This is a genomic window from Trujillonella humicola, from assembly GCF_046233715.1.
Classification (GTDB): Bacteria; Actinomycetota; Actinomycetes; order Mycobacteriales; family Geodermatophilaceae; genus Trujillonella; species Trujillonella humicola.
The window spans coordinates 1-9,508 of sequence record NZ_JBJNRJ010000094.1 but is presented as its reverse complement, the minus strand read 5'-3'; the positions used below and the strand labels follow the sequence as shown (position 1 = coordinate 9,508).

Below are 9,508 nucleotides of genomic sequence, written 5' to 3'. Positions count from 1 at the left end.
CGCTGGAAGGCACGAAGCCAGTCAGGCGAAGGGTCACGCCCACTGCCGCCGGCTGTCAGCCCATCACCGATGAGTCGACCCGGCCAGCCTCACAGTCAGACGAGGCGCAGGATCCCGGCGGCCGTCGCCAGACCCGCGGCGATCAGCAGGACGACGGCGACGAACACCTGGCCGGTGCTGCGCCCGCCCCTGTCCGGGTCGGCCTTCCAGACGCTGTAGACGCCGCCGAGGAGGAAGCCCCCGACCAGCAGCAGGGCGAGACCGAACCCCACCCGACTACAGCGCACCCTTGGTCGAGGGCACGCCGCTGGTCCGCGCGTCGAGCGCGACCGCGGTGCGCAGCGCCTGGGCGAGCGCCTTGAACTGCCCCTCGACGATGTGGTGGGCGTCGCGGCCGGCGTAGAGCACCCGCACGTGCAGCGTGATGCGCGCGTTGAACGCGAACGACTCCAGGACGTGCCTGGTGAGCGAGGTCGGGTAGTCCGGCCCGATCATCGGCGTCATGTTCTCGGGTTCGGCGTGCACGAAGTACGGCCGACCGGACAGGTCGACCGCGGCCTGCACGAGCACCTCGTCCATGGGGATGGTGGCGTCGCCGTAGCGGGTGATGCCCTTCTTGTCGCCGAGAGCCTCGCCGAAGGCCTGGCCGAGGGCGATGGCGACGTCCTCCACGGTGTGGTGGGCGTCGATGTGCAGGTCGCCGTCGGCGCGCACCGTGAGGTCGATGCCGCTGTGCTTGCTCAGCGCCGTGAGCATGTGGTCGTAGAACCCGACGCCGGTGCTGATCGAGCTGCTGCCGGTGCCGTCGAGGTCCACCTCCACCACCAGCTTGGTCTCGCTGGTGGCGCGCTCCACCCGTGCGGTGCGGTTCATGGCTCTCAGTCTCCCAGGCGGTGGGCGGGTGCCACCTCACCCAGGGCGGTGAGGAAGGCCTCGGTCTCGGCAGGCGTGCCGGCGGTGACCCGCAGCCAGCCGGGGATGCCGACGTCGCGGACGAGGACGTCGCGGTCCAGCAGCGCCTGCCAGGCGGCGTGCGCGTCGGCGAAGCGGCCGAACAGCACGAAGTTCGCGTCGCTGGGCACGCTGGTCAGCCCCAGGCCGGGCAGCGCCGTGACGATCCGGTCGCGCTCGGCCTTGACCGCGTCGACGGTGGCCAGCAGCGCGTCGGTGTGCGCCAGGGCGGTCCGGGCGGCGGCCTGGGTCAGCGCCGACAGGTGGTAGGGCAGCCGGACCAGCTGCAGCGCGTCGACGACGGCGGGGTCGGCGGCCAGGTAGCCCAGTCGCAGCCCGGCCATGCCGAACGCCTTGCTCATGGTGCGGCTGACGACCAACCGGGGCCGGCCCGGCAGGAGGCTCAGCGCCGACGGCGTGCCGGCCCGCGCGAACTCCGCGTAGGCCTCGTCGACGACGAGCACGCCCGAGGTCGCCTCGTACAGCGCCTCGATCGTCTCCAGCTCGACCGCGGTGCCGGTCGGGTTGTTCGGGCTGGTCACGAACACCACGTCCGGCGCGAGCTCACGGACCTGACCGGCCGCGATGCCCGGGTCGATCGTGAAGTCGGCGCGGCGGTGCCCGTCGGCCCAGCCGGTCCCGGTGCCCGCGGAGATGATCGGGTGCATCGAGTAGGACGGCGAGAAGCCCAGCGCCGTGCGGCCCGCGCCCCCGAAGGCCTGCAGGATCTGCTGTAGCACCTCGTTGGAGCCGTTGGCCGCCCACACCTGGTCGGGGGTCACCTGCTGCCCCGCCGTCCGGGTGAGGTAGGTCGCCAGGTCGGCGCGCAGCGCGACCGCGTCCCGGTCGGGGTAGCGGTTGAGCTCCACCGACGCCTCGGCCAGGGCCGCGCCGAGGTCGGCGAGCAGCTCCGGCGGCAGCGGGTAGGGGTTCTCGTTGGTGTTCAGCCGGTGGGTGACCCGCAGCTGCGGGGCGCCGTAGGGCGTCTTGCCGCGCAGCTCCGGTCGCAGCGGGAGGTCGTCCAGGCCGGTCCGGGGGCTCGTCCTCGCGGTGGCCGTCATGCGTTCTGCCGGGCCCGCACCGCCGCCGCGTGCGCCGGGAGGTCCTCCGCGCCGGCGAGGGCGTCGATGTGCCCGGCCACGTCGGCCAGCGCCTGCTCGTCGTACTCGACGAGGTGGATGCCGCGCAGGAACGACTGCACCGACAGGCCGCTGGAGTGGCGGGCGCAGCCGCCGGTGGGCAGCACGTGGTTCGACCCGGCGCAGTAGTCGCCCAGGCTGACCGGCGAGTACGCCCCGACGAAGATCGCGCCGGCGTTGCGCACCCGCAGCGCGACCTCGCGGGCGTTGCGCGTCTGGATCTCCAGGTGCTCGGCGGCGTAGGCGTCGACCACCCGCAGGCCGGCCTCGACGTCGTCGACCAGCACGATGCCCGACTGGCTGCCCTCGAGCGCGGTCGTGATGCGGTCGGCGTGCTTGGTCGCGGCCACCTGCCCGGGGACCAGGCCCAGGACGGCGTCGGCGAGCTCCTCGCTGTCGGTCACCAGCACAGCACCGGCCAGCGGGTCGTGCTCGGCCTGGCTGATCAGGTCGGCGGCGACGTGCACCGGGTCGGCCGTGTCGTCGGCGAGGATCGCCACCTCGGTGGGGCCGGCCTCGGAGTCGATGCCGATGAGCCCGCGCAGCAGCCGCTTGGCCGCGGTGACGTAGACGTTCCCGGGCCCGGTGACCAGGTCGACCGGCTCGCAGGAGCCCGCCCCGTAGCCGAACACGGCGATCGCCTGGGCGCCGCCGACCGCGTAGACCTCCGAGACGCCCAGCAGCGCGCAGGCGGCCAGCACACCGGGGTCGGGCAGCCCACCGTTGTCGCGCTGCGGCGGCGAGGCCACGGCGATCGACTCGACGCCGGCGATCTGCGCGGGGACGACGTTCATGACGACGCTGGACAGCAGCGGGGCCAGGCCACCGGGCACGTAGAGGCCGACCCGCCGGACCGGCACCCAGCGCTCCACGACCGTCCCGCCGGGGACGACCTCGGTGGTGACGTCGGTGCGCGCCTGGTCGGCGTGCACCTTCCGCACCCGTGCGATGGCCTCCTCCAGGGCTGCGCGCACCGCCGGGTCGATCGTCGCCAGCGCGTCGTCGACGGCCTGCTGCGGCACCGCGAAGTCCTCGAGGTCCACGCCGTCGAGCCGGGCGGTGATCTCCCGGACCGCCTGAGCGCCGCGCACCCGGACGTCCTCGCACAACGGCCGCACCGTGCCGAGCACCGAGTCGATGTCGGTGGCCGCCCGGGGCAGCAGGCCGGAGAGCTCGCGCACCCCGGGGAGGGCGGATCCACGCAGGTCGATGCGGGTGAGCACGGTGATGCCTCCGGGCAGGGGCGAGGGGACGGCGATCTCCCAGGGTAGCCGCGCCCCCGGCGGGCCCTCGCGCGCCCGAGCCGCGCGCCGGCCCGCCCCGCGTGCTCGGCGTCCGGACCGCACCGCCTGCCGCCGAGGGACCGGGTACTGAGGCCCTAGGCTCGCCGCGTGGGTCAGGTCATCCCGCTGTTCCCCCTGGGGACGCCGCTGTTCCCGGGCGTCGTCCTGCCCCTGCACGTCTTCGAGCCCCGGTACCGGCGGCTGATGCGTGACCTGCTCGTGCAGCGCGCGGAGCAGCGGGCGCCGGGCTTCTTCGGTGTCGTCGCCATCCGGCAGGGCTGGGAGGTCGAGCAGGTGGCCCCGGCCGAGGCCCTCTACGACATCGGGTGCACCGCCCGGCTGCAGTCGGTCCGGCCGCTGTCGGACGGCGGTTTCGCCATCGTGACGGTCGGCGGCGACCGGTTCCGGCTGCTCGACGTCCTCGTCGCCGACGACCCGCCCTACCTGCAGGCCGAGGTCGAGTGGCTGGCCGAGGAGGAGGCCGCCGAGGAGGCCGCCGGCGACGCCGACGGCCTGGTCGGACTGCCCGGCGACGCACCGCTGGCGCCGCCGGACGAGACCGCCGCGGCCGGGCTGGACGACCTGGTCAGCTCCGTGGCGAGGGGATCGATGGACGTGCTGGTCCGCGGTGTCGGGGACCTGTTCGCCCGCTACGTCGCCGCGGTCGGCGCGCTGCGCGCCGGCGAGGGCGAGGAGGCGGCCGAGGCCGGCAGCGACGAGGAGACCGCCGCGCTCATGGAGGCGGTGGGCGACGACCCGCGGGCGCTGTCCTACCTCGTCGCGTCGGCGGCGCTGCTGACCACCGAGGACCGGCAGGGCCTGCTGGCCGAGTCGGCCACGCGGCGCCGCCTGATCACCGAGGCCCGGCTGCTGCGCCGCGAGCTGACGCTGCTGGAGACCCTCGGGGCGGTCCCTGCGCCGCTGCAGCGGTTCGCGGGACCGCGCAGCGTCAACTGAGGTCGCGCCCGATGTCCTCCCCGGAGGCCAGCAGGGTGCCGGCGACGTAGACCAGGACCGCGACGAACGGCGCCACCGCGAGCGCCGGCGCCGCGGCCAGCTCCAGCGTCGCCACCGCCGGCCCGACGCGGGTCTCCACCGAGCCGCCGAACCAGGCCACCAGCGCCTCCCCCAGCTGCCAGGCGACCACCCCGGCCAGCACCGTGCCCACCGTCAGCCCGAGCAGGACCGTCACCCCCCGGTACCGGCGCAGCAGCCACGCCGCGATGCCGGCGAGCAGGCCGAGCCCGGCCATGACGAGCGTGAAGACGACGGTCCCCGCGGGCACGAGCTCGGTCGCGGTCGGCTCCACCGCGATCGTCTGCCCGTCCACCACGACGGTGTGCACCACCGGCGAGAGCAGCCACCACACCAGGCCCGCCGGCAGGCCCGCCAGGGCCAGCAGGCCGGTCAGCCGCAGGGCGGGCAGCAGGTCGGCCCGCAGCTCGGCCGCCCCGCCCCACCGGCCGGCGAGCACTCCGGCGCGCCGCTCCTCCCGCCGGCCGGCCTGCTCCGCGGCGGCCGGGCCCGGGGGATGACCGGGGTGGCCGGAGAGCCCGCCCGCGGGGCGCACGGGAGCCGGTCCGGTACCGGCCTGAGCAGCCCGGACGGGGCCGACGGTGTCGCTCACGCCACCAGTGAACCCTCCCGGCGCCGGCCGGGTGCACCCACGCCCCCGCCGCGTCCGGCGGGATGTCCGCCGCCGGGTCCTGCGGTCCCCCCGCCGCCGGGTCCTGCGGTCCCCCCGCCGCCGGGTCCTGCGGTCCACCCGCCGCCGGGTCCTGCGGTCCCCCTCACAGCAGCGCGACGCTCGTCGGGCCGAGCAGCGCCTTGATGTCGCCCATGAGCGCGGTGCTCGGCCGCACGCGCAACCCCTGGTCCAGCCGCAGCACCGTCTCGCGGGCGCCGTTGATCAGCTTGAGCTGCACCTCGGTGGTCCCCGGGTGGCTGCCCAGCACCTCGCGCAGCCGCTCCACCACCGGCGGGGTGCAGCGAGCCGCGGCCATCGACACCAGCACCGGCCCGCGCGGGCCCTCGGTGAGCTCGGGGATCGTCACCTCGGCGCCGAAGAGCGAGGGCTGGTCGTCGCGCCGGCTGATCCGGCCCTTGACCACGATGATCTGGTCCCGGACCACCTTCTCCGAGACCTCGGCCCAGGTCTTGGGGAAGAACAGCACCTCGATGCCGGACTCCAGGTCCTCCAGCGTCGCGATCGCCCACGGGGCGCCCTGCTTGTTGGTGCGCGGGGAGACCGCGGTGAGGATGCCCGCGATCGTCACGTTGGCGCCGTCCTCCACCCCGCCGGCGTTGATCTCCGCGATCGGGGTGTCGGCGTGCGCGGTGAGCACGTGCTCCACCCCGTGCAGCGGGTGGTCGGAGACGTAGAGGCCGAGCATGTCGCGCTCGAACATCAGCCGCTCGCTCTTGGACCAGTCCGCCGTCGGGATGGTGATCTCCAGCGCCCCGCCGAACGGGTCGTCGGCCCCGCCGTCGTCGCCGAAGCTGCCGAACAGGTCGAACTGCCCCTCGGCCTCCTTGCGCTTGAGCCCCATCGCCGAGTCCACCGCCTGGGCGTGGATGGCGACGATGCCCTGCCGGGAGTGCCCCAGGGAGTCGAAGGCGCCGGCCTTGGCCAGGGACTCGATGACCTTCTTGTTGCAGGCCACCGTGTCGATCTTGCGCATGAAGTCGGAGAAGTCCTTGAAGGCGCCCTTCTCCTCGCGGGCCCGCACGATCGACTCGACGACGTTGTGCCCGACGTTGCGCACCGAGGCCAGGCCGAAGCGGATGTCGGTGCCGACGGCGGCGAAGTCCCAGGACGACTCGTTGACGTCCGGCGGGAGCACCTTGATGCCCATGCGGCGGCACTCCGCCAGGTAGATGGGCCGGCGGTCCTTGTCGTCGCCGACGCTGGTGAGCAGGCCGGCCATGTACTCGGCCGGGTAGTTGGCCTTGAGGTACGCCGTCCAGTACGAGACCAGGCCGTAGGCCGCCGAGTGCGCCTTGTTGAACGCGTAGTCGGCGAAGGGGACGAGGATGTCCCACAGCGTCTTGATCGCCGCGGCGGAGAAGCCGTGCTCCTTCATGCCGGCCTCGAACCCGACGAACTCCGCGTCCAGGACCGACTTCTTCTTCTTGCCCATGGCGCGGCGCAGCAGGTCGGCCTTGCCGAGCGAGTACCCGGCGACCTTCTGCGCGATCGCCATGACCTGCTCCTGGTACACGATCAGGCCGTAGGTGCCGCCCAGGATCTCCTCGAGCGGCTCGGCCAGCTCGGGGTGGATCGGCGTGATCTCCTGCTGGCCGTTCTTGCGCAGCGCGTAGTTCGTGTGCGAGTTCGCGCCCATCGGCCCGGGCCGGTAGAGCGCGCCGACGGCCGAGATGTCCTCGAAGTTGTCCGGCCGCATGAGCCGCAGCAGCGAGCGCATGGGCCCGCCGTCGAACTGGAAGACGCCGAGGGTCTCCCCGCGGGCCAGCAGGTCGTAGGTGGCCTTGTCGGTGAGGTCCGCGCTGATCGCGTCGAGGTCGATCGGCTCCTTGCCGTTCGCGACGATGTTGCGCAGCGCGTCGTCGATGACCGTGAGGTTGCGCAGGCCCAGGAAGTCCATCTTGAGCAGGCCCAGCGTCTCGCAGGTCGGGTAGTCGAACTGCGTGATGATGGCGCCGTCGGCCTCTCGGCGCATGATCGGGATGCTGTCGATCAGCGGGTACCGGCCGATGATGACGCCGGCGGCGTGCACGCCCCACTGCCGCTTGAGGCCCTCGAGCTTGCGGGCCTGGTCGACGACCTCGGCGGCGCCCGGGTCGGACTCGTAGCGGGCCCGGAACTCCGCGGCCTCCTTGTAGCGCGGGTGCGCGGGGTCGAACACCCCCGACAGCGGGATGCCCTTGCCCATCACGTCCGGCGGCATGAGCTTGGTCAGCTCGTCGCCCACCGAGAACGGCCGGTCGAGCACCCGGGCGGCGTCCTTGATGGCGGCCTTGGCCTTGATGGTGCCGTAGGTGACGATCTGGCTGACCCGCTCCTCGCCGTACTTGCGCGAGACGTACTGGATGACCTCGCCGCGGCGGCGGTCGTCGAAGTCGATGTCGACGTCGGGCATCGACACGCGTTCCGGGTTGAGGAAGCGCTCGAAGATCAGGCCGTGCGCGAGCGGGTCGAGGTCGGTGATCCCCATGGCGTACGCGGCCAGCGAGCCGGCGGCCGAGCCGCGGCCGGGGCCCACGCGGATGCCGTTGTCCTTGGCCCAGTTGATGAAGTCGGCGACCACGAGGAAGTACCCCGGGAAGCCCATCTGCGTGATGATCCCGACCTCGTAGTCGGCCTGCTTGCGCACGTGGTCGGTGATGCCGCCCGGGTAGCGCTTGTGCAGGCCGCGCTCGACCTCCTTGACGAACCAGGAGGTCTCGTCCTCCCCCGGCGGCAGCGGGAAGCGCGGCATGAGGTCGGCTCCCTCGGTGAACTCCACCTCGCACTGCTCGGCCACCAGCAGCGTGTTGTCGCAGGCCGAGCGCAGGTCACCGTCGAACAGCGCCCGCATCTCCGGGGCGCTCTTCAGGTAATAGCCGTCGCCGTTGAAGCGGAAGCGGTTGGTCTCGTTGAGCCGCGAGCCGGTCTGGATGCACAGCAGGGCGTCGTGGGCCTCGGCGTCCTCCTTGTGCGTGTAGTGCAGGTCGTTGGTCGCCAGCAGCGGGATGCCGAGGTCCTCGGCGATCCGCATCAGGGCCGGGCGGGTCTTCTTCTCGATCGCCAGCCCGTGGTCCATCAGCTCGGCGTAGAAGTTCTCCTTGCCGAAGATGTCCTGGAAGTCGGCCGCGGCCTGGCGCGCCTTGTCCTCCTTGCCGGCGCGCAGCCACATGTTGACCTCGCCCGACGGGCAGCCGGTCGTGGCGATGAGGCCCGTGCCGTACCTCTCCAGCAGGTCGCGGTCGAAGCGGGGCTTGCGGTACTGCCCTTCGAGGCTGGCCAGCGAGGAGATGCGGAAGAGGTTGTGCATGCCCTCGGTGGTGCGGGCCAGCAGCGTCATGTGGGTGTACGCCGCCTTGCCGCGGTTGGACCCGCCGTCGCCCTCCTCGTCGATGAGGTTGTCGCCGAAGTCGAACGGCGCCCGGTCGAACCGCGAGCCGGGGGTGTAGTAGCCCTCCATGCCGATGATCGGCTTCACGCCGGCCGACTTCGCCTGCTTGTAGAAGTCGTAGGCGCCGAAGACGTTGCCGTGGTCGGTCATCGCCAGCGCCGGCATGCCCTGCTCGGCGGCGGCCTTGGTCACCTCGGGCAGCTTCGCCGCGCCGTCCAGCATCGAGTACTCGGTGTGGACGTGCAGGTGGACGAAGGAGTCGCTGCTCACCGGCACTCCTCGCCGGCGCTCGTCGAACCCGCTCGCGGGGCTGCCGTGCTCACTGGATCGCTCGCAAGCTCGCTCACGTCTCGGTCGTGCTCCTCGTGGTCGTGCGTGCCCGACCGTCGGCGGGCCGGCGGGCGACCGGCGGGGAAGACCGGCGGCGCGGGGGCGGGGGCGGCGGTACCTCTCGATCCTCGCACCGAGGATGTCTACTCCGAAGCACCGACGGTTCGGTGTCGGCGAGGCCGTGCTCACCCCCGGGCGTCGGCCCCCGGCAGGTCCTCCAGCCACCGGCGCATCGTGACGTGCCGGATGCCGGCCTCCTCGTACTCCTCGCCCACGGCCGCGTACCCGGCGCGCTCGTAGAAGCCGCGGGCGGTGACCTGCGCGTGCAGCTCCACCTCGCGCAGCCCCATGCGCCGCGCCTCGCGGTGCAGCACCTCCAGCACGGCCGCACCGTGCCCGCCGCCGCGGGCGGCGGCGTCGACGGCCATCCGGCCGATCACCCCGCGCCCGTCGCGCTCGAACAGCCGGCCGGTGGCCACGACCCGGCCCTCGGCGTCCCGGCTCACCGCGTGCACCGCGACGGCGTCGACGGCGTCCTGCTCGAGCTCGGGCGGCACCCCCTGCTCGGTCACGAACACGCGGGTGCGCAGGGCGACCAGCTCCGCCCGGTCCCGCGGGTCGGCCACACCGGCGCTGATGGCTCTACCTTCCCTTCGCACGGTGGATCCCGGCAGGGAGCGCTTGCGTCGCTTGTCCCGCGAGGACTGAGGTGAGACGGCGCCCCTGCCGG

Annotated in this window: 8 protein-coding genes; 1 reads left to right on the top strand and 7 read right to left on the bottom strand. The window is 73.2% G+C overall.

From position 1 onward, the window contains the following. Positions 1 to 95 precede the first annotated feature (95 nt). The 4 genes from ACK586_RS24875 to hisD are packed head-to-tail and all read right to left on the bottom strand — an operon-like array spanning position 96 to position 3,313. Positions 96 to 272 carry a hypothetical protein gene (locus ACK586_RS24875; protein ID WP_409333216.1) on the bottom strand — a complete coding sequence of 59 codons (177 nt, stop codon included), beginning with the start codon at positions 270 to 272 and terminating at the stop codon, positions 96 to 98. 4 nt (positions 273 to 276) lie between these two features. Beyond that, positions 277 to 873: an imidazoleglycerol-phosphate dehydratase HisB gene (gene hisB, locus ACK586_RS24870; RefSeq protein WP_409333215.1), complete on the bottom strand. Its 597-nt coding sequence runs from the start codon at positions 871 to 873 to the stop codon at positions 277 to 279. A gap of 5 nt (positions 874 to 878) precedes the next feature. Continuing rightward, positions 879 to 2,012, bottom strand: coding sequence for a histidinol-phosphate transaminase (locus tag ACK586_RS24865; RefSeq protein WP_409333214.1), 1,134 nt, complete (start codon positions 2,010 to 2,012; stop codon positions 879 to 881). Continuing rightward, positions 2,009 to 3,313 carry a histidinol dehydrogenase gene (gene hisD, locus ACK586_RS24860; RefSeq protein ID WP_409333213.1) on the bottom strand — a complete coding sequence of 435 codons (1,305 nt, stop codon included), beginning with the start codon at positions 3,311 to 3,313 and terminating at the stop codon, positions 2,009 to 2,011. Before hisD ends, ACK586_RS24865 begins: the two co-directional genes overlap by 4 nt. 168 nt (positions 3,314 to 3,481) lie before the next feature. On the opposite strand from hisD, the gene ACK586_RS24855 reads away from it, so the two are divergent. Continuing rightward, positions 3,482 to 4,330, top strand: a complete 849-nt coding sequence (locus tag ACK586_RS24855) for an LON peptidase substrate-binding domain-containing protein (protein WP_409333212.1) — start codon at positions 3,482 to 3,484, stop codon at positions 4,328 to 4,330. Here ACK586_RS24855 and ACK586_RS24850 read toward each other — a convergent pair. From ACK586_RS24850 to ACK586_RS24840, 3 genes are all read right to left on the bottom strand, one after another. Beyond that, positions 4,323 to 5,000, bottom strand: coding sequence for a hypothetical protein (locus tag ACK586_RS24850; protein WP_409333211.1), 678 nt, complete (start codon positions 4,998 to 5,000; stop codon positions 4,323 to 4,325). The two genes, ACK586_RS24855 and ACK586_RS24850, sit on opposite strands and share 8 nt — an antisense overlap. 163 nt (positions 5,001 to 5,163) lie before the next feature. After that, positions 5,164 to 8,718: a DNA polymerase III subunit alpha gene (gene dnaE / locus ACK586_RS24845; RefSeq protein ID WP_409333210.1), complete on the bottom strand. Its 3,555-nt coding sequence runs from the start codon at positions 8,716 to 8,718 to the stop codon at positions 5,164 to 5,166. A 245-nt stretch (positions 8,719 to 8,963) separates the two neighbouring features. Beyond that, complete coding sequence (locus tag ACK586_RS24840; RefSeq protein ID WP_409333209.1) at positions 8,964 to 9,404, bottom strand: GNAT family N-acetyltransferase; 441 nt, start codon at positions 9,402 to 9,404, stop codon at positions 8,964 to 8,966. Between the last annotated feature and the right edge of the window lie 104 nt (positions 9,405 to 9,508).